This window comes from Paraburkholderia aromaticivorans (assembly GCF_012689525.1).
In the GTDB taxonomy this organism is placed as follows: domain Bacteria; phylum Pseudomonadota; class Gammaproteobacteria; order Burkholderiales; family Burkholderiaceae; genus Paraburkholderia; species Paraburkholderia aromaticivorans_A.
This window is the reverse complement of sequence record NZ_CP051514.1, coordinates 21,759-41,682: the sequence shown is the minus strand read 5'-3', so window position 1 is coordinate 41,682 and position 19,924 is coordinate 21,759. Positions and strand designations below refer to the sequence as shown.

The 19,924-nt window shown below is 57.1% G+C and carries 13 protein-coding genes, 2 tRNA genes, 3 rRNA genes and 1 pseudogene; 2 read left to right on the top strand and 17 right to left on the bottom strand.

Annotated features, from left to right (window positions below):
* Window positions 1-301: 301 nt before the first annotated feature.
* Window positions 302-1,519, top strand: a complete 1,218-nt coding sequence (locus HF916_RS00205) for a hypothetical protein (RefSeq protein WP_168787365.1) — start codon at window positions 302-304, stop codon at window positions 1,517-1,519.
* Window positions 1,520-1,805: 286 nt separating this feature from the next.
* Here HF916_RS00205 and HF916_RS00200 read toward each other — a convergent pair.
* From HF916_RS00200 to HF916_RS00155, 9 genes and pseudogenes are all read right to left on the bottom strand, one after another.
* Window positions 1,806-2,040: pseudogene (locus HF916_RS00200) on the bottom strand (chloride channel protein); the annotation flags it as partial.
* A gap of 465 nt (window positions 2,041-2,505) precedes the next feature.
* Window positions 2,506-2,769 carry a DUF4148 domain-containing protein gene (locus HF916_RS00195; protein ID WP_168787364.1) on the bottom strand — a complete coding sequence of 88 codons (264 nt, stop codon included), beginning with the start codon at window positions 2,767-2,769 and terminating at the stop codon, window positions 2,506-2,508.
* A 977-nt stretch (window positions 2,770-3,746) separates the two neighbouring features.
* On the bottom strand, window positions 3,747-3,926 hold the full coding sequence (locus HF916_RS00190; RefSeq protein WP_168787363.1) for a DUF1488 family protein: 180 nt from the start codon (window positions 3,924-3,926) through the stop codon (window positions 3,747-3,749).
* Window positions 3,927-4,724: 798 nt separating this feature from the next.
* Window positions 4,725-4,838, bottom strand: a 5S ribosomal RNA gene (gene rrf / locus HF916_RS00180).
* 149 nt (window positions 4,839-4,987) lie between these two features.
* A 23S ribosomal RNA gene (locus HF916_RS00175) occupies window positions 4,988-7,869 on the bottom strand.
* Window positions 7,870-8,190: 321 nt separating this feature from the next.
* Window positions 8,191-8,266: transfer RNA gene (locus tag HF916_RS00170), tRNA-Ala, on the bottom strand.
* A gap of 74 nt (window positions 8,267-8,340) precedes the next feature.
* Window positions 8,341-8,417: transfer RNA gene (locus HF916_RS00165), tRNA-Ile, on the bottom strand.
* Window positions 8,418-8,482: 65 nt separating this feature from the next.
* A 16S ribosomal RNA gene (locus HF916_RS00160) occupies window positions 8,483-10,015 on the bottom strand.
* The 16S, 23S and 5S rRNA genes sit together here with 2 tRNA genes alongside, the layout of an rRNA operon.
* Before the next feature lie 370 nt (window positions 10,016-10,385).
* A complete protein-coding gene (locus HF916_RS00155) occupies window positions 10,386-11,030 on the bottom strand; it encodes a ketopantoate reductase family protein (protein WP_168787362.1) in 645 nt (214 codons plus the stop codon).
* Between the two features lie 62 nt (window positions 11,031-11,092).
* On the opposite strand from HF916_RS00155, the gene HF916_RS00150 reads away from it, so the two are divergent.
* Window positions 11,093-12,070, top strand: a complete 978-nt coding sequence (locus tag HF916_RS00150; protein WP_168787361.1) for an IS5 family transposase — start codon at window positions 11,093-11,095, stop codon at window positions 12,068-12,070.
* Window positions 12,071-12,160: 90 nt separating this feature from the next.
* On the opposite strand, the gene HF916_RS51795 is transcribed toward HF916_RS00150, so the two are convergent.
* The 8 genes from HF916_RS51795 to HF916_RS00110 form a co-directional block, all read right to left on the bottom strand.
* Window positions 12,161-12,403 (bottom strand): 2-dehydropantoate 2-reductase N-terminal domain-containing protein, encoded by a 243-nt coding sequence (locus HF916_RS51795; RefSeq protein ID WP_431311402.1) that lies wholly within the window; start codon window positions 12,401-12,403, stop codon window positions 12,161-12,163.
* 152 nt (window positions 12,404-12,555) lie between these two features.
* The gene (locus tag HF916_RS51350) at window positions 12,556-13,032 is read right to left on the bottom strand and encodes an ABC transporter substrate binding protein (RefSeq protein ID WP_277352278.1); all 477 of its coding nucleotides are present in this window, start codon (window positions 13,030-13,032) and stop codon (window positions 12,556-12,558) included.
* 5 nt (window positions 13,033-13,037) lie between these two features.
* A complete protein-coding gene (locus HF916_RS51345) occupies window positions 13,038-13,535 on the bottom strand; it encodes an ABC transporter substrate binding protein (RefSeq protein WP_168787359.1) in 498 nt (165 codons plus the stop codon).
* Between the two features lie 106 nt (window positions 13,536-13,641).
* Entirely contained in the window at window positions 13,642-14,511 is an 870-nt protein-coding gene (locus HF916_RS00130; protein ID WP_168787358.1) for an alpha/beta fold hydrolase, read from the bottom strand.
* Between the two features lie 77 nt (window positions 14,512-14,588).
* A complete protein-coding gene (locus HF916_RS00125; protein WP_168787357.1) occupies window positions 14,589-16,343 on the bottom strand; it encodes an FAD-dependent monooxygenase in 1,755 nt (584 codons plus the stop codon).
* A gap of 172 nt (window positions 16,344-16,515) precedes the next feature.
* Window positions 16,516-17,853, bottom strand: coding sequence for an MFS transporter (locus HF916_RS00120; protein WP_168787356.1), 1,338 nt, complete (start codon window positions 17,851-17,853; stop codon window positions 16,516-16,518).
* A gap of 81 nt (window positions 17,854-17,934) precedes the next feature.
* Window positions 17,935-18,969, bottom strand: coding sequence for a 4-hydroxy-2-oxovalerate aldolase (dmpG, locus tag HF916_RS00115; RefSeq protein ID WP_168787355.1), 1,035 nt, complete (start codon window positions 18,967-18,969; stop codon window positions 17,935-17,937).
* Window positions 18,966-19,919 (bottom strand): acetaldehyde dehydrogenase (acetylating), encoded by a 954-nt coding sequence (locus HF916_RS00110; RefSeq protein ID WP_168787354.1) that lies wholly within the window; start codon window positions 19,917-19,919, stop codon window positions 18,966-18,968. Before HF916_RS00110 ends, dmpG begins: the two co-directional genes overlap by 4 nt.
* Between the last annotated feature and the right edge of the window lie 5 nt (window positions 19,920-19,924).

Below are 19,924 nucleotides of genomic sequence, written 5' to 3'. Positions count from 1 at the left end.
GCACCACTTCGAAAACCGGACATTCCCGCCACGCGTAATAGTTGTGGGGGCGAATGACCGGATTGGCCGACGACCCCACCGACATCATCCGCGCGCGAAGGTCCGTTGTCTGGGCGGAGCCGACGTTCGAACGTCCTTGGGACTGTGGGCCGCCGCCCGAAGACGTCTTCCGCTATGGCACCAACATTGCAGGAGCCGGAACAGCTTTGCAATTGACCTCCAGTTTCATACGCTAGAGGTGCGCCTTACATTGTTCGACTTCCTACGCTTACGCGCGACACGCTTCAAAAGGAGAATAGTGATGGCAAACGTGACAAAGTGGACCACGGTCCCAGGCCACTGCATTGCTGGTTCAAGTCGAAAAATAGCAAGTCGCGTTTCTTGTCGGCGCTTCCTTTGCGGCTGGCTCGGGGTGCTCTGCGCCCTTCTGCTGGCGGGCAACCTCGTCCACGCAGCGACTATCCATGGAGGCGACATCCTGGTTGTCGACGCCCAGGCAGGCAAGCTGTTTCTTGTAGATCCCCAAACCGGCGCCCGCACTGTCATCAGTGACTTTCTGGATCAGTCACAAGGGCCTGTGGACAGATCGTTTCTCGCCGGCGTTGCCATGGGACGGGGGAAGTTATTCGTCACCGCTGCCACCACCGGCATTTACGCGGTTGATCCGCGCACCGGCCACCGAACTCTCGTGAGCGACTTCACTACCGGCGCTTTTCGTGGAGACGTCTTTGGCTCGGCAGTCGATGCGTCCGGACGTCTCATGACAAATTGGGCGCAACCGCAATTCGGTGGCGCTCCGAGGTCAATTGTTCGCATAGATACACTGGTGGGCACCCGCGTTGTGATCAGCGATCTCACGAACCCCGCTCAGGGCGACGTGTTCAATTGTTGTGTCGCGTACTTTACCGATCTGTCGCTGGATAAAACCGGGATGATCGTCGCAAGCGTCACGTGGTTCGTCCCCGTCGGCCCCAACCGGGACGCAGGCGACGTATACCGGATCGATCCAATTACGGGCCAACGATCGCTGCTTAGCGATTTCGCCAACCCGGCACAGGGTGCCACCGATTCGGTACCTTCAACCGGCATTGCCATCGAGACCTCTGGGCAGATCCTGGTCGATTCGCACGGGTCGGAAATCGCGCCTGGCCCCAAAAATCTACTTCTGCGAATTGATCCCAGCACCGGGAACCGTGTTGTCCTCAGCGATTTCGACAATGCCGCGCAAGGACCGCTGGGGTCGCGCCTCTCCGGTGTTGCCCTGGAGGCGAGGACTGGAAGAATAATTGTCGGCGCCGGTAACCCCGCGAGCAGAGCCGCCGATCCAACCCTGCTCTTCCGAATCGACCCGCAGACCGGGCAACGGACCCTCCTCAGCAATTCAGGTGATGCGCATCAAGGACCGCCGTTCACATGGATCTCTGAGATTGCAGTTGTGCCGGAAAAATCCAACGACTCGGGCTTTGTCGCTGCACCATCAACAAATTCGTTCGCCAGTCCGTTTGGACCAGTCAAATAAAATGCAGCGCAGACGCGCCTGCAAGCCCTTCCCTTCCAGACTGACCGCGGGGGGCTCCCGCCGGCCTTCAGGTCACCCCGGTAGGTCGTCGAAGCGGGCCACGCCGGACCTTTCATCGTTGCTCGTCCTCAGCGCGCGATCCGCTGCGGCATCGAGTTTGGCAGTAACGCTTGTTTGCGCTGTCGAGGCGTTCACCGACGACGTTGGGTTTCGCCAGTGCGCGGCGAGGACCTCGCGCAGGTGCTGAAACAGCGTAGCGAAACAAGGCGCTACCTCGAGTTTCGGCCCGCACCGCGCGTCGGCGGCGCAGCATCTTCCGTGCGTGTGCACGAAAGCGGCACGCGGCGCATGCGTTCGCGGCGATGCTCTTCATCGAGGAACGCCAGCGACCGCTTGACCTGGTCGCTGCGCGAGACGATGCGCACGAGCTGGCGCGATGGCGAATCCGCCGCCACGGGCAAGCGCTCCTGCCCATGTACCGCCATGCGCGTGGCGACGATTCGGCAGGTCTCGTCCGACAGACGATCGCGTCGACGCACGCATCCTCGCCGATCCAGGCGAAACCATTCAACCAAGTCCAGAACGCGACAAGTTCTTCAAACCGTTGCCGACCGCGTCTCGTCGTCGGTGATAAACAAAAGAAGATCGCCATCGTCGCATGCATGCGCATGCTCCTGAGTATTCGCCAGTCAATCGTTCGACACAGTTGCTCCGGATGCGCCCCGAAAGGCGGCAGCATAACGTGAGTTAGCTCCCAGCCTTTCGTTGCAGGGGAGGACTGGGGACAAACCAGCACCGCCGCCCGCATCAGAAAACTTTCCGTTACGATGGGCTTCCCATACAACGGAGGTTTCTTCGCGTAACCGTTCCACTGCGCGACGAACCCCAGTCCTGCCATTCTCCCGGGCTGTGGCATCGCGCTCCGATTGTTGACGTTGTCTCCCGGAATGCTGTGCGGCGCGCACTGCCGCATCCGGTGCATCTGCTCATTGCCCGCCGTAGAGCGCGTTCAGGCGATCCAGCGTGCCGTCCTTCTGGGCGCGCTGCAATTCCTGAACCACTTCCGCGCGAGTCTTGCCACGGAGGCCACCGCTGCCGCTACTGCCCACCGGGGTACCGCCGACTGCGTCCGACGTCATAGCTGCGTTGCTGTCGGAGGCCGTCCTGGATGTGTCGGTGGTGTCTCCCGCATAGGCGAGCGTCGTGCACAACGTCAATGCGGCAATAGGGACCAAAGTCAGAGATTTCATCGTATTCTCCAGCAAGGTGCATGACATGCCCGACGCTAATCGAATACCGCAGTTTGCGCCGGGATTCCGGTGCCGCTTCGAAAGCATCAAAGGTTCTTGCGAGGACTCGGCACGCTCTTGCAATACCACCGCAGAATTTCCTTTATTCCCGATCTAACTCTTTTTTGTATCGCGACCGCTCCGGGATAGGACCCGGTATCCAGAGCCGGGCCCGTGGCAGGAGGTCACGCTCGACAAGATTCCACAGCACTGAAGTCGTCCCTGTACCCTCCACAGCACGCATGACCAAGATGGGAGCGAGAGGTCATCTTTGCACAGCAATGTGGAAGAGATCCAGATCAACCGGCGCGCGTTAGCGCGATGGGCATCTGATCTTTCTGCGGCATCGATAGTCGGACATCTTTCGAGACGGCGGCTCGCGCGCTGGGACTATAAGCGTTCGGGTTGGATCCAGAGGGAAGGTTGTTCGCGGGCGCGACCAAAATGTGAGTTTAGCCTCAATGTGACCGTGTGCGCGCGACAGGGACGCGTCAGAAAACTCTATTGGTTTTTTGAGAAGAAACTTTGATGGCGCCACTCCCGTCGCGTATGCCGCACTTTTTCGATCCCGCAAAAGCTCACCGTTCGGGCAGATCGCACAAGCAAAAAAGCAACTAATTGTTTGCCACAGCTCAACACGTTACAAAGTCAAGCCCAGCTTTGCAGACTTCATGGCGACCAACGGGTTTGCTCATCGCAGACGGCCGGTCGTCGACCCGCCTCGCGAAGGATTCGTCCGTTTGAAAAAAACGGGCCTCATTCTCAGCTTGCGTTTCTTCCGAGTTTCGAACGTCAAGCTTCATGGTCACCCGATCTGCAGACCTGCTGCCGGTCCGGACACGAAATTGCGTGCGTCGACTCTCGGCGAGAGCTGCTTGGTGCGCAACTCGCGGTACAGGGGCCGTTCTGTCGTCGACACACGCCTTGTGCCCGAGATGTCAAAAACACAGGGAGACCAACATCAGCGTAATTTTATTCGTAGTCCTGGTCAGCCAGAAATGCTGTTCGAGTGCGTCACGCGCAACGGCGCCTTCGACCTCGCGGCCGCGGACCGACAACGTGAAAACCACGGCGCGTTTATCCGGCGAGACGGCGGCTGCGCGATCAGGAACGTCCATACCTGCCTCAACATAATCGTTCGCGGTCTTCTGTATTGGTACTGTGCCGCCCAATAATCAATCTACTAGAAGTCAGCTGCTGCGCAATCGCCGACGGAAGAACAATTCAGTTCCCGGGCGCCCCTGAACCACAGTCGCCAGCGGAAATTTAGTGCCAGACCATATCATATAACTAGGTCCCCTGGAGGCGGTTTCTGGGTTGACGTTTGTTGAGCTTGCATAGACGGTTAGTTGCGTATTGGCGATTGACCGTCCTCGCTACGGTGAGCTTTTTCAGGAACACCAGGTGCCCCGATCTTTCACGGATACTGGAACTGCCGAAGACACCAAAGCGGGATTTGCTACGTCCATCGGTGGTTGACGAGCGCGATGGGCAGCACAAGGAGAGCAGCCGTCGGTTGGTCCGGCTCATGCACCGCGCTGCGTGTCCTGGAAGGAGCGAACGCCAGGGCGTCCGACTTCTACCAGCGGCCGCGGCAAATGGTGGCTGCACGTCATCGGCAGGGAGTACCCGAAGGCGAGCTCCCGGTCAGCGATGCACTGATGATGGCCGACTTTGCACGCGGTACGAGGCCATTCAAGGGTTGCCAACAGTACCGTAGTAGCGGCAAGTCGTTGATGAGCTCATCAACGAACGCGATCGATACTGCCATGGCGTCGTGCTGCTCGGTGTGTCGGCGCCTGGGGAGCAGGTGATCTGGCCCAGTCGAGCTGCTTACTTTTTAGGACTACGAATATTTTGTGCGCATATGCAGAAACCCCACCTTTGCGGGGTGGGGTTTCTGTTGCTGCTAGGGAGCCTGACGATTACCTACTTTCACACGGGTAATCCGCACTATCATCGGCGTGGAGTCGTTTCACGGTCCTGTTCGGGATGGGAAGGGGTGGGACCGACTCGCTATGATCATCAGGCATGACTTGTTGCCGTACTGCCGGTGGGGCAGTACCGCCAATCTGGAAGAAGTAGTTTCTGGTGATGCTCACCAGAGCTAAAGCGTTGGGCTGTGTTGTTCGAGGCACAACAAACGATCACTCAACCGTGCGCAAGACACACCGGTTATAGGATCAAGCCTTACGGGCAATTAGTATCAGTTAGCTTAACGCATTACTGCGCTTCCACACCTGACCTATCAACGTCCTGGTCTTGAACGACCCTTCAAGGGGCTCGAAGCCCCGGGGATATCTCATCTTAAGGCGAGTTTCCCGCTTAGATGCTTTCAGCGGTTATCTCTTCCGAACATAGCTACCCGGCGATGCCACTGGCGTGACAACCGGTACACCAGAGGTTCGTCCACTCCGGTCCTCTCGTACTAGGAGCAGCCCCCTTCAAATATCCAGCGCCCACGGCAGATAGGGACCAAACTGTCTCACGACGTTTTAAACCCAGCTCACGTACCTCTTTAAATGGCGAACAGCCATACCCTTGGGACCGGCTACAGCCCCAGGATGAGATGAGCCGACATCGAGGTGCCAAACACCGCCGTCGATATGAACTCTTGGGCGGTATCAGCCTGTTATCCCCAGAGTACCTTTTATCCGTTGAGCGATGGCCCTTCCATACAGAACCACCGGATCACTATGACCTGCTTTCGCACCTGCTCGACTTGTCGGTCTCGCAGTTAAGCACGCTTATGCCATTGCACTATCAGCACGATTTCCGACCGTACCTAGCGTACCTTCGTACTCCTCCGTTACACTTTGGGAGGAGACCGCCCCAGTCAAACTGCCTACCATGCACTGTCCCCGATCCGGATTACGGACCAAGGTTAGAACCTCAAACAAACCAGGGTGGTATTTCAAGGGCGGCTCCACGCAGACTGGCGTCCACGCTTCAAAGCCTCCCACCTATCCTACACAGACCGGTTCAAAGTCCAATGCAAAGCTACAGTAAAGGTTCATGGGGTCTTTCCGTCTAGCCGCGGGGAGATTGCATCATCACAAACACTTCAACTTCGCTGAGTCTCGGGAGGAGACAGTGTGGCCATCGTTACGCCATTCGTGCAGGTCGGAACTTACCCGACAAGGAATTTCGCTACCTTAGGACCGTTATAGTTACGGCCGCCGTTTACCGGGACTTCAATCAAGAGCTTGCACCCCATCATTTAATCTTCCGGCACCGGGCAGGCGTCACACCCTATACGTCCACTTTCGTGTTTGCAGAGTGCTGTGTTTTTATTAAACAGTCGCAGCCACCAGTTTATTGCAACCCCTTCACCCTTCTGGCGCAGGCCAGTCAAGCTACAGGGGCGTACCTTATCCCGAAGTTACGGTACCAATTTGCCGAGTTCCTTCTCCCGAGTTCTCTCAAGCGCCTTAGAATACTCATCTCGCCCACCTGTGTCGGTTTGCGGTACGGTCTTGTTAAACTGAAGCTTAGAGGCTTTTCTTGGAACCACTTCCAGTTGCTTCACCGCCTAAGCGGCTCGTCCCATGCCCTTGAATTGCGCACCCGGATTTGCCTGAGTGCCTTCTCCAACACAGAAACCGGGACTTCCAACACCCGGACAACCTTCCGCGATCCGTCCCCCCATCGCATTTAACAATGGTGCAGGAATATTAACCTGCTTCCCATCAGCTACGCATTTCTGCCTCGCCTTAGGGGCCGACTCACCCTACGCCGATGAACGTTGCGTAGGAAACCTTGGGCTTACGGCGAGGGGGCCTTTCACCCCCTTTATCGCTACTCATGTCAGCATTCGCACTTCCGATACCTCCAGCGCACTTTTCAATGCACCTTCGCAGGCTTACGGAACGCTCTCCTACCATGCACATAAATGTGCATCCGCAGCTTCGGTATATTGCTTAGCCCCGTTACATCTTCCGCGCAGGACGACTCGATCAGTGAGCTATTACGCTTTCTTTAAAGGATGGCTGCTTCTAAGCCAACCTCCTGACTGTTTTAGCCTTCCCACTTCGTTTCCCACTTAGCAATATTTGGGGACCTTAGCTGGCGGTCTGGGTTGTTTCCCTCTTGACACCGGACGTTAGCACCCGATGTCTGTCTCCCGTGATTGCACTCTTCGGTATTCGGAGTTTGCTATGGCGTAGTAATCCGCAATGGACCCCACAACCATGACAGTGCTCTACCCCCGAAGGTGATACACGAGGCACTACCTAAATAGTTTTCGGAGAGAACCAGCTATTTCCAGGTTTGTTTAGCCTTTCACCCCTATCCACAGCTCATCCCCTAACTTTTCAACGTTAGTGGGTTCGGACCTCCAGTACGTGTTACCGCACCTTCATCCTGGCCATGGATAGATCACCTGGTTTCGGGTCTACACCCAGCGACTGAATCGCCCTGTTCGGACTCGCTTTCGCTACGCCTGCCCTAATCGGTTAAGCTTGCCACTGAATGTAAGTCGCTGACCCATTATACAAAAGGTACGCCGTCACCCTCTTTCAAAGGCTCCGACTGTTTGTATGCATGCGGTTTCAGGATCTATTTCACTCCCCTCCCGGGGTTCTTTTCGCCTTTCCCTCACGGTACTGGTTCACTATCGGTCGATCACGAGTATTTAGCCTTGGAGGATGGTCCCCCCATCTTCAGACAGGATTTCACGTGTCCCGCCCTACTTTCCGTACACCTAGTTCTTCCTCGCTGTTTTCGTCTACAGGGCTATCACCTGCTATGGCCGCACTTTCCAGAGCGTTCGACTAACAATGAAGATAAAGAGTACAGGCTGGTCCCATTTCGCTCGCCACTACTCTGGGAATCTCGGTTGATTTCTTTTCCTGCGGTTACTTAGATGTTTCAGTTCACCGCGTTCGCTTCACGTAGCCTATGTATTCAGCTACGGATACTCCATACGGAGTGGGTTTCCCCATTCGGATATCGGTGGATCAAAGCTCGTTTGCCAGCTCCCCACCGCTTTTCGCAGGCTACCGCGTCCTTCATCGCCTGTGATCGCCAAGGCATCCACCACATGCACTTGTTCGCTTGACCCTATAACGAGTGTGTCTCGCCACCCCTGTGTTGCCACAGCAGCAGTTCAACAGTCGCTACAGGTTGAGTATTCGTGTTGCGCCGTATTCCAAAAGCGATCTTTCGATCTCTCTTTTCATACATTGATACAATCACAACCCTGATTCACCTACTCACACACCCATCTCTAGATGTCCTTTCGTGAATCTCTTTACTACTTCTTCCTGATTGTTAAAGAACGACAGCCGATATCGCGGTTGCTATAACCGCGTATCACTCTGACTGGCTCAATCGCCAATGCACAACGCTCTGCTTCTCACAGCAACGCTACGCATTGAGGATTGGTGGAGGATGACGGGATCGAACCGACGACCCCCTGCTTGCAAAGCAGGTGCTCTCCCAGCTGAGCTAATCCCCCAGTCATACACAGATATCGCTATCTGTACGGATACCCCAGGGGTTGATCAATTAGCGCAGCCACCGCAGAAACAGTGGTGGGTCTGGATGGATTCGAACCATCGACCCCCGCCTTATCAAGACGGTGCTCTAACCAACTGAGCTACAGACCCCTGAGTCTGTCCATTTTCACAGCCGATAAGCGTGAGCGCTCAACGTTCGACACGTCTAGCTCGAGAAAGGAGGTGATCCAGCCGCACCTTCCGATACGGCTACCTTGTTACGACTTCACCCCAGTCATGAATCCTACCGTGGTGACCGTCCTCCTTGCGGTTAGACTAGCCACTTCTGGTAAAACCCACTCCCATGGTGTGACGGGCGGTGTGTACAAGACCCGGGAACGTATTCACCGCGGCATGCTGATCCGCGATTACTAGCGATTCCAGCTTCACGCACTCGAGTTGCAGAGTGCGATCCGGACTACGATCGGTTTTCTGGGATTGGCTCCCCCTCGCGGGTTGGCGACCCTCTGTTCCGACCATTGTATGACGTGTGAAGCCCTACCCATAAGGGCCATGAGGACTTGACGTCATCCCCACCTTCCTCCGGTTTGTCACCGGCAGTCTCCCTAGAGTGCTCTTGCGTAGCAACTAGGGACAAGGGTTGCGCTCGTTGCGGGACTTAACCCAACATCTCACGACACGAGCTGACGACAGCCATGCAGCACCTGTGTTATGGCTCCCTTTCGGGCACATCCACCTCTCAGCAGACTTCCATACATGTCAAGGGTAGGTAAGGTTTTTCGCGTTGCATCGAATTAATCCACATCATCCACCGCTTGTGCGGGTCCCCGTCAATTCCTTTGAGTTTTAATCTTGCGACCGTACTCCCCAGGCGGTCAACTTCACGCGTTAGCTACGTTACCAAGTCAATGAAGACCCGACAACTAGTTGACATCGTTTAGGGCGTGGACTACCAGGGTATCTAATCCTGTTTGCTCCCCACGCTTTCGTGCATGAGCGTCAGTATTGGCCCAGGGGGCTGCCTTCGCCATCGGTATTCCTCCACATCTCTACGCATTTCACTGCTACACGTGGAATTCTACCCCCCTCTGCCATACTCTAGCCCGCCAGTCACAAATGCAGTTCCCAGGTTAAGCCCGGGGATTTCACATCTGTCTTAGCGAACCGCCTGCGCACGCTTTACGCCCAGTAATTCCGATTAACGCTTGCACCCTACGTATTACCGCGGCTGCTGGCACGTAGTTAGCCGGTGCTTATTCTTCCGGTACCGTCATCCCCCCCAGGTATTAACCAGGAGGTTTTCTTTCCGGACAAAAGTGCTTTACAACCCGAAGGCCTTCTTCACACACGCGGCATTGCTGGATCAGGGTTTCCCCCATTGTCCAAAATTCCCCACTGCTGCCTCCCGTAGGAGTCTGGGCCGTGTCTCAGTCCCAGTGTGGCTGGTCGTCCTCTCAGACCAGCTACAGATCGTCGCCTTGGTAGGCCTTTACCCCACCAACTAGCTAATCTGCCATCGGCCGCCCCTGCAGCGCGAGGTCCCGAAGGAGCCCCCGCTTTCATCCGCAGATCGTATGCGGTATTAATCCGGCTTTCGCCGGGCTATCCCCCACTACAGGACACGTTCCGATGTATTACTCACCCGTTCGCCACTCGCCACCAGGGTTGCCCCCGTGCTGCCGTTCGACTTGCATGTGTAAGGCATGCCGCCAGCGTTCAATCTGAGCCAGGATCAAACTCTTCAGTTCAAACCTGTTACTGTTTTTCGGTCTCTTCCGAGACCGGTCGCTCACTCAACGTACTGACGAATGATCCAACCATCTTGCGACAGTCAAACCTTCCTTTCATTACTGTGTGAGACTTGATACTTTCGCTTGTTCGGCAGACCCCGAAAGATCCACCTCGCGTCGCGCATCAAGCGCCCACACTTATCGGCTGTTAATTTTTAAAGAACTCTCGCTTGGAAGCTCTGCTTTCTTCGCGTCCGTCATCAAACGGGAGGCGAATTATGAGGATCCACCGCCGCGCCGTCAAGCCCATTTGACAATTTATTTGTTGGGCTGCTGAGCTAAATTTTCCAACAGGTACTGGAGGACATCTGTCAAGGCGTCGGCCAGATTACAAAGCACGACGTCCCAACCTTGAAACCAAACCGCTGAGGCCGTCCAGCTCCAATGTGCGTCCTGCGGCAAGGTCGAGATGCATCAAGGCGACCATAGCAGGAGGAAGCCCTTGAAGCGTGGCGAGCGCTTTCGTTTTGTCGCCGTCCAGCAGCGCGATGCCTTCCGCTTGTCCGACAGCGAAAATCTCGTCAATTGATTTCTGAGCGAGCGCAAGTAGCTCCGGGTCGTGGTAAATGACGCCAGCGCCGCGACACACAAGGCATGTAAGTGCCGCATTAGTGGCCAGTGCAAGAAACTTCGTCCACTGCGCGAGAGCGATGTCCGCTACGAACTGGAGTTTCACCTCCAAAGGGTTTGCCGCTTCCTCAAGACAGGACGCAAATGAGTGGAGGGAATCATTGTCTGCGCCGTCCGAGCCGCCGAACGTCAACGACGACATGTCCGAAAAGTAACGAACAGAACCGGGGCCGTCAGCCTGGCCTGAGACAAACGCGAGTCCGCCGTAGACCCGAGCCTGTTGCGCCCCCGCACGCATGCGGCGCACACCATCGACACCGTTCTGTAGACAGATGACAGCGCCGGCGGTCTCGATGGCAGGTCCCCACTGTTTCGTGCGCGATTCGACGTCGTACAGCTTCACTGTCGATATAAGGCTACGCTGAAAAAGGTCAACGGCATTGGTCGCTCAATCGTTAGATGTGCATGAAACAACAGACCCTTGCGATGGCGGCCGATCAAGGCGCCGGATTTGAACAGTACCGTCGGCCAACCAAACGCGATGTGTTCCTTGAGACGATGGAGCAGATCGTGCCGTGGGCGCAGTTGTGCGAGGTTGTCGAGCCGTACTATCCGAAGGGTCAGGGCGGTCGCCCGCCAGTGGGTCTGGAGCGCATGCTGCGCATGCACTTTCTGCAGCACTGGTTCAACCTGGCCGATGAAGCCTGCGAGGAAGCGCTGCTGGATAGCACCGCATTGCGGCGATTCGTCGGCATTGACCTGGGGCGCGAGCGCGTTCCTGATGGTACGACGCTCTTGAAGTTCCGGCGGCTGCTGGAGCGCAACAAGCTCGGCGAGCAATTGTTCGCCAAGGTCGGCGAGGTACTGCAAGGGCGCGGACTGAAGGTAGGCAGCGGCACCATCGTGGATGCCACCATCATCGGTGCGCCGAGTTCCACAAAGAATGCGGACAAGGCGCGAGATCCCGAAATGCATCAGACGAGGAAGGGCCAGCAGTGGTACTTCGGCATGAAGTTGCACATCGGTGTGGATAGCCAGACGGGTCTGGCACACAGCGCGGTAGTGACAGCGGCGAACGTGCACGACAAGCATCCGCTGCCGGCGCTGCTGCATGGCGGCGAGCAGCGTGTGTACGGTGACAGCGCCTATGCGAGCCAGAAGGAACTCATCGCCAGCAAGGCGCCGAAAGCCAAGGACTTCACCAACCAGCGTGTGCGCAATCGCAGTGGTGAAGTCGATGAAGCCAGGCGCTCGAAAAACCGCAGCAAGTCGAAGATTCGTGCCCGGGTCGAACACGTCTTTGCGGTGGTCAAGCGGCTGTGGGGGTTCGGCAAGGTGCGCTATCGCGGCCTCGCGAAGAACGCCACGCGCGCCTTTACCACACTCGCGCTGGCCAACATCTACATGAGCCGCACGCGGCTGATGGCACAGCTGCGTCCATGAGTAGCCAAAGTGGGTCGAGAGACCCGCTTGCAAGGCCCTTCAGGGCCAGAAAATCGAACCAGTCGGGTCGCTGATCTCGCATTCCGAAATTCAGCGACAAGCTGTTGGCGAAAACGCTGGCTTCTTCAGCGTAGCCATAACAATATCGGCGTCAGTGACATGCTCAGGCCTCTCCGTGTGGTTGACACTTCTCACTTGAAAGTTGCCTCGCGGCCCGCTCAGCCAGATTCCAGCGGATTCAATCGCACTGCGTGAGGTATCGCGTACGCCGAATGTGACGTCGTGGCCGGCGAGTGCCAGAGCGGCCGAAGTAGGAGCCAACTGCTCCTGCACCAATGACAACGATTTTCATGTTGAGCTCCCGAACATGATGTCCGATTCTTCCCATCCCAATGCAGCAGGGCAAGAAATCTCAAATCGATGTTCGAATAACCTCGGCCGCGCAATTCAGGGACCGCAGGATTAGCGAGCGAAGAGCTATGACTTCATTCGACTGCTGCATCAACTGGGACGGTCAGTCCGAAGGTCTGTGCCACTGTTCGATTCACTTTCACCGTTACCTTGTCTGGACCAATCCATGCGAGGTCTGAAGGGCGCTTTCCCCGAAGCATTGGTACCATCAGGTCCAATGTGCCCTTCCGGTAGAGCGGTACGATGTCGACTCCAACGGTTGCTACGCCGCCCATCTGGGTATATCCGCCAGGGGTGTCCATTGCGATGGGGAAGTGGTTTGCACTGGCGCTCTCTGCAATATTTTTTCTGGGTGCGTAGGTGTCGGCGCCCAGCAGGCCAATCGCTATCTGTGCATTTTGACGAATGGCATTCTTGACTGCCACGTCGATGTCCCCAGCTTTGACGACAGGCATGAGCACGATTCGCACTGAGCGCTTGCCTGCGAGCTCGGTCCATTCGGAGAGCAACCTGACATGGGTTGCATTCTGCGGGTTGTAAAGTACAGCCAGTGTCGTCAGATGCGGGACGAATCGACCCAGCCAGTCGAGTTGTTGCGAAATCCGTCGGCGAGATAACTGTGAACCCCAACAATATCTCCCGAAGGAGAAGTCAAACTCTGGGTGAGTCCAGCTTTGACGGGGTCATCCTGCACTGAAATGCAGAGGACAGGTACGGTCGTCGTCGCCGCCTTCGCCGCAGCGCATCCGGGTGACGAAGATACAACGAGAATGTCCACTCGCTCGCTCAAGACCTCGTTCACAAGCGACGGCATCCGGGCCATGTCACCATCTGCCGTGCGAAATATCACGTCAAGCGTCTTGCCGTTGGAGTAGCCAGATTCGGCCAGCGCGTCAAAGAACGCCTGATTCGTTACGGCCATCTTCTGGAATCCACCTGCACCGGCTACGAACCCGATGCGTTGGGGCGCTGAACTGACAGGTCGACCGCTCGTGCATGCCGCCAGGATGGCCGCAGCCACCAGTACTGGGAATACATAGCTGACTTTTTTCATGGACCTGGAACGGCTTCGCGCATGTGACAGGGGTGGCTTGTCCATCCGAAACGCGTCGGACGATCTCGATGAACCTCAAAACCGCAACTTAAGCGCGACCGCTCAATCAGTGCGTGAGAAAGTCGAGGACCATCCGGTTGAACTTGTCAGCGTGCTCCCACTGTGCCCAATGCCCACAACGATTGAAGATGTGGAATTCAGCGTTCGGCATGCCCCACAGCAGGCGCAGGCCTACATCCATCGGAACGAAGCGGTCGTCACGGCCCCAGATGATGAGGGTCGGCGCTTTGACCTCAGAGAGACGGTGCCCGACATCGGGGAACTGCTTCGGATTCGCCGCGTGGCTCTTGGTGAAATTTTCGAGATGTTCCTTCTGTGCGAGCATGTTGTTCAGGCGGGCCTGGAAGAGGTCTTCGGTCAGGTTGCTCGTGTCGTAGACGAACACGTACATCATCTTCTTGAGGTTCTCAATCGTCGGCTCACGATAGAGGCCTTGCAAGAGTTTGATGCCTTCGGTGGGCATCGGGACGAACTGGCTGGGACCGCCCGTGCCGCCGCCCATCAGGATGAGCTTGCCGACGCGTGACGGATTGACCAGTGCGAAGGCGACCGCACTGTGACCACCCATTGAGTTGCCGATAATGTGTACGGGACCCTGCACGTCTATCGCATCGAGAAGCCCCTTGAGAGCGCGTGCGTTCAGCTCCGAACGGGAACCCGTACATACAATGGGGTCACTCTTGCTCCAGCCCGGGCAGTCCATCAGGATGACCCGATAGCCTTGCTCGACCAACGGCTCCAGATTGCGATTGAAGTTAGCCCAACCGCTCGCTCCGGGCCCGGAGCCGTGCAACATCACCACAGTCTCGCCGCCTTTACCCATGTCGTTGTAGTGAATTTGAAGGTCGAGGTCGCCTTCCTTGATTCGCACAAGCTTGCTGGTTCCCGCTTCCGTCAGTTGGGTGTTCGTGCTCATGATGAAATCCTTGCGTCTACAAAATTATTGAAATCGGTCGAAGTGCTCTGTTCAGACCGTGTGGCCAGCCAGCGACTTCATGCGCCGCCCAGAACAGCCGAAAGCGTGGACTTAAGAAGCTCTTTCGCCATCGCGGCGTCGAATACGTTCTCGCTCTGGCGCCACGCGATGTAACCGTCTGGACGAACCAGAAGCGCACCGGCTTCAGGAATTTCGCGAATACGCTGCCAGTCGCAGTAAGGGTCCTGCGCGTCATTCGCGCCGGTGACAACCGTTCGCAAGAAAGGCAAATCGAGCTCGTCAGCCGCCTTTACCCAAGCCCCGCCAGACAGACCAGTCACAAGCGTAAATTTGCCCTTACCAGCAACGTCGAGGGTGGATACGCGATGCCCGTCTTTATCAATAAGCCACGCGTGCGGAATCTTCGCGCCCGGTCGGCTGGTCGCCTGCAGATAGAGCTCCTGGTCGCGCTTCCATTCTTCCTCGCCTACCTGCCCGTCCGGGATGACCGCTGAAGAGCTGTATCGCTGATTCATCTCAACGCCTTGTGCGTTGAATTCGCGATTCTTGAGTTCAAGAGCCTCCTGAGCGGCCTGACGTGCCTTGGCGCCTTCGGGCCCGGGGTCCTTGAATCGCGCGATGCCGGCCGCCACTGGATTTTCTGCACCCTCAACGCTGAATACCGCCTTGATGGGTGCATAGTCGAGACGCGACTGGTTCGCGCGCAAAACAATCTGCTTGCCGACCGGCGCCCGCTCGGGTGAATACGTCTCAAGCAGTTGGCCACCCGCGTAGCCCTTCAATACATATGCGAGCTTCCAGGCGAGATTGAAACCATCCTGGACGCAAGTGTTCAACCCCAATCCGCTGGAAGGTGGGTGACGGTGAGTCGCATCTCCGCCTGCGAACACGCGTCCTTTCGAGTAAGAGGTTGCGTAAGCCTGGTTGACGTACCAGACTGACCTACGCACTAGCTCTACCTCGAGGTCCGGCACGCCTGCCAGAATCCGGATTTTGCTAAGAACCGTCTCCTCGCTGAGGTCGGGTTCACCCTTCGATATATCGAAGCCCCAACCCGCAATCCACTGGGTCCAAGGTTTGACGGCGCGAAGCAATCCGAGGCCAATCTCGCCGAATGCAGCATCCGGGCTGACAATCCAGTGAAGTATGCTGGGGCGATGCTTCACGTAGCGCGTCAGGTCCGCGTTAAAGATGACGTAGGCAGTTCCTGCTCGTGCCATCTCACCTTCGATTTGCAGGCCAAGCTCCTCGACAACTTTCGAGCGCGCACCGTCGGCACCCACGAGGTACTTGGCGCGCATCGAATATTCACGCCCGGTGATGCGGTCTTGAAGCTGCACCGTCACACCGTTTTCGTCCTGCTCGTGCGACAGATATTCGGTATTGGCCGAAAACGTAGCACCACGCTGAGCCGCATTTTTGAACAGGATTGGCTCCATCTCTGGCTGGATGATGTCGACGACATCGCATGGGCTGCCTTGAACGTAGTCGCCGTGGCGCGCATCGCCAGTCCCCCACGAACGCAGACGAATCAGCTCCTCGCCAGCCAGACTTGTAGCGAAGAGGCTATCGCCCATCTGGTCCCACGCCGTAGCGTGCCGAAGCACTTCTTCTTCAATCTGCAGGTCGCGATAGACCTCCATCGTTCGCTGATTGGTGATGTGCGCGCGTGGCGTGTCGGCCAGCCAGTTGAACCGCGAGACGATATGCGCGCGAACCCCGTACGTGGCCAGCGCGAGTGCTGTGGTGGCGCCCATCGGGCCGGAGCCGACAATGACCACGTCGGTATCGAATTCAGTGTTGGTTCCCATAATTGCTTCCTAGGCTTTTAATAATCAACAAACAGCATCCATGGGCACTGGCCGCGGGCCGCGCACCCGCTCGTCGGGCGCCGGGACGAGGAGACCATTTCGGACGCCGCATCCGTTTCCAGTGCAATTTGATTCGGCCCGACGTAGTCGAATGTCGTCGACCCGTGTTCACTCAGGCTGCTTCAATGGCGTCCTTTTGGGCAACTCGCAGAACGCGCTCCGGAAACGCGAAGGCAATACAAATTGCGCCAACCGCGGAGAGAGCAGCAATCAACAACACGCCATTGGTCAGGCTGCCCGTCGTGGTCTTGATGTAACCAAGCAGCGGCGGGCTCGCAAAGCCGGCAATGTTCCCGAGGGTGCTAATGAAAGCGATGCCAATTGGTGCGGCCTTCTTACCGAGATACGCGGGCGGGATGGCCCAGATGAGCGGCCCACTGGCGCCGGTCGCGAAGCTCGCGACCGCGAACGAGATGAGCATCAACGGCAGTGAATGGGTCGTAGTGCTGGCAATCAGGCCAAGTGCAATGAGGCAGAAGCACAGCGCGAGGTGCCAGCGACGTTCCTTCAACCAGTCCGAACTCCAGCTCAGAACAATTGCACCAATGAATCCCATGGCGAGCGGAATGGCAGTCAGCAATCCGACGTTCACGAGCGATGCAACACCACTTTCCTTGACAATCGTTGGCAGCCAGAAGAACAGCAGATAGTTGCTGCAGATTGCAGTGAAGAACAGGAAGGCGACGAGGTAGTTCACCGGGTTACCCAATACCTGGCGAAAGACGCCGAAGGAGTGGTCGGGCGAGACCACGACTTCAGAAGCGAGGTCCGCCTTGACCGCTGCCTTTTCTTCGGCAGTCAACCATTCAGCGTCTTCCGGCCGGTCGCGCAACGTGAGGAAGCAGACGATGCCGAGCACGCATGCTGGCAATCCTTGCACGATGAACACCCATTTCCATCCAGCCAGGCCGAGGGCGCCGTTCAGCGACGTCAGAATCCACCCGCTCAATGGTGCGGCAATAGAACCCGCAGCGGCGTTCGCTACGAAAATGACAGCCGTCACCCGGGCCCGCATGCTGGCCGGAAACCAGAACGTCAGGTAGAGGACGATGCCCGGCAAGAAGCCAGCCTCAAATGCGCCGAGGAGCAAGCGCAGGGTGATGAGGTGTCCCACGGTCAGAACAAACGCCGTGGCGGCAGTAGCCAGACCCCACAGAAACATGATGCGGACAAAAGTGCGACGTGCGCCCCATTTGGCGAGAAGGATATTGCTCGGCATCTCGCACAACGAATAGGTAATAAAGAATGCCCCCGCCGCGATGCCATACCACGTGGGATTGATGCCCAAGGCATCGCTCATCTGCAGCTTGGTGAACCCCAGGTTGATACGGTCGATAAAAGCAATCCCGTAACACACGAAGAGCAACGGGATGATGCGCCACCAGATTTTCCGGTACGCCCGCTTTCTGAGCAGGTTCGCATCGGAATTCGAAGCGAAGTATTGGTTCATGTCTGCCTCCAAACGTCGATAGATGGTTTTTATTCTTCGTCACCGGGCCCTTGACGGCCCGGTGCGTTACCGCTTCGTGCTTCAGGCCGCTTCTTTCTGCCGTTGCACAAGGTCCAGCGCAACGTCGACAATCATGTCTTCCTGACCACCGACCATTTTTCGCTTGCCCAACTCAATGAGGATGGTCCGTGTATCGAGTCCGTACTGTTGCGCAGCCGTCTCAGCGTGTCGCAGGAAACTCGAATAGACTCCCGCGTAGCCAAGGCTCAGCGTCTCGCGGTCGACGCGAACCGGTCGGTCCTGCAGCGGTCGGACCAACTCTTCGGCGGCGTCCATCAGCGCGAACAAGTCCGTGCCATGCTCCCAGCCATAAACATCGGCTGTGGCGATGAACACTTCGAGAGGCGCATTGCCGGCGCCAGCACCCATGCCCGCCAGGCTTGCATCTACCCGGATTGCGCCGTTCTGAACAGCGACAATCGAGTTCGCCACGCCGAGCGAGAGGTTGTGGTGTGCGTGGATACCACGTTCCGTTTCGGGTTTGAGCACTTCGTCGTAGGCGCGAAAACGTGCAGCGGTATCATCCATGGTCATGGCACCGCCAGAGTCAGTGACGTACACGCAATGCGCACCGTACGATTCCATGAGCTTCGCCTGCTGGGCGAGCTTGGCTGGTTCCAGCATGTGCGACATCATCAGAAAGCCCGAAACATCCATGCCGAGTTCACGGGCGTATTCGATGTGCTGCTTCGAGACGTCTGCTTCGGTGCAATGCGTGGCGACGCGAACCGAACGGACACCCGATTCGAATGCGCGCTTGAGGTCGTGGGTAGTGCCGATTCCCGGAATGAGCAGCGTGGTCAGCTTCGCGTGCGTGATGACCTCTGCGGTTGCCTCAATCCACGCCCAGTCTGTGCAGGCGCCGAAACCGTAATTGAAGCTTGAGCCAGAAAGACCGTCACCGTGCGCGACTTCAATGGCGTCAACCTTTGCCGCGTCAAGCGCGCGGGCGATTGCACGGACATGGTCAAGACTGTATTGATGGCGCACCGCGTGCATGCCATCGCGCAGCGTTACGTCCTGGATGTACAGCTTGGATTTGACTTCGTTGCTCATACGGCCTCCACGACGGTGCTTTCTTGTTTCTGGCGACGGACGATGCTCTCGGCCGTGGCCAATGCTGCCGAAGTCATGATGTCGAGATTGCCGGCGTAAGCGGGCAGGTAATGGGCGGCGCCTTCGACTTCGAGGAACACCGTGACTTTCATGCCGGTAAAGGAACGGCCCAGTTCCGCGATGAACAGCGGATTCTCGTCGGTGTAATGCTGGAACTGGACCTTCTGCTTCATCCGGTAACCAGGAACGTATGACTTGACCTTGGCGACCGTCGCCTCAATTGATGCGGTGACCGCTTCTTCGTCTGTGCTTTCGCAGAGGCAATACACCGTGTCACGCATGATGAGCGGCGGCTCGGCTGGATTCAGAACGATGATTGCCTTGCCGTGCTTGGCGCCGCCGACTTTTTCGATTGCCTGCGACGTTGTTTCAGTAAACTCGTCGATGTTGGCTCGAGTGCCGGGGCCCGCCGAACGCGACGAAATTGATGCAACGATTTCCGCATAAGGGACGTTCGAGACCGCGCTCACGGCCGCAACAATGGGAATGGTTGCCTGGCCGCCGCATGTCACCATGTTGACATTCGGGGCATCGAGGTTTTGCTCGCCATTCACGCACGGCACAGTGAACGGGCCAATCGCTGCTGGCGTGAGGTCGATTACGCGTTTCCCGAACGACTGCAGTACGGCGTCATGCTTCTTGTGAGCGCCCGCCGACGTCGCATCGAAGACGATTTTTATTTCGTCGAAATTCGACAGGCGCGTCAAGCCGTCAATGCCTTCGGCTGTGATAGGCACGCCCATACGTTCGGCGCGCTTCAGTCCATCGGAATCGGGGTCGATGCCGACGAATGCACCCATCTCAAGAACGTCAGACAGACGAAGCACTTTAATCATCAGGTCGGTACCGATGTTGCCGGAACCGATGATGGCTACCTTGGTTTTGGACATATGAA

What these genes read in the sequence shown, in the direction of transcription:
- HF916_RS00205 (WP_168787365.1), top strand. Translation starts at nt 302, where the DNA reads ATGGCAAACGTGACAAAGTGGACCACGGTCCCAGGCCACTGCATTGCT.
- HF916_RS00195 (WP_168787364.1), bottom strand. Translation starts at nt 2,769, where the DNA reads ATGAAATCTCTGACTTTGGTCCCTATTGCCGCATTGACGTTGTGCACG.
- HF916_RS00190 (WP_168787363.1), bottom strand. Translation starts at nt 3,926, where the DNA reads ATGGACGTTCCTGATCGCGCAGCCGCCGTCTCGCCGGATAAACGCGCC.
- HF916_RS00150 (WP_168787361.1), top strand. Translation starts at nt 11,093, where the DNA reads ATGAAACAACAGACCCTTGCGATGGCGGCCGATCAAGGCGCCGGATTT.
- HF916_RS51345 (WP_168787359.1), bottom strand. Translation starts at nt 13,535, where the DNA reads ATGAAAAAAGTCAGCTATGTATTCCCAGTACTGGTGGCTGCGGCCATC.
- HF916_RS00130 (WP_168787358.1), bottom strand. Translation starts at nt 14,511, where the DNA reads ATGAGCACGAACACCCAACTGACGGAAGCGGGAACCAGCAAGCTTGTG.
- HF916_RS00125 (WP_168787357.1), bottom strand. Translation starts at nt 16,343, where the DNA reads ATGGGAACCAACACTGAATTCGATACCGACGTGGTCATTGTCGGCTCC.
- HF916_RS00120 (WP_168787356.1), bottom strand. Translation starts at nt 17,853, where the DNA reads ATGAACCAATACTTCGCTTCGAATTCCGATGCGAACCTGCTCAGAAAG.
- dmpG (WP_168787355.1), bottom strand. Translation starts at nt 18,969, where the DNA reads ATGAGCAACGAAGTCAAATCCAAGCTGTACATCCAGGACGTAACGCTG.
- HF916_RS00110 (WP_168787354.1), bottom strand. Translation starts at nt 19,919, where the DNA reads ATGTCCAAAACCAAGGTAGCCATCATCGGTTCCGGCAACATCGGTACC.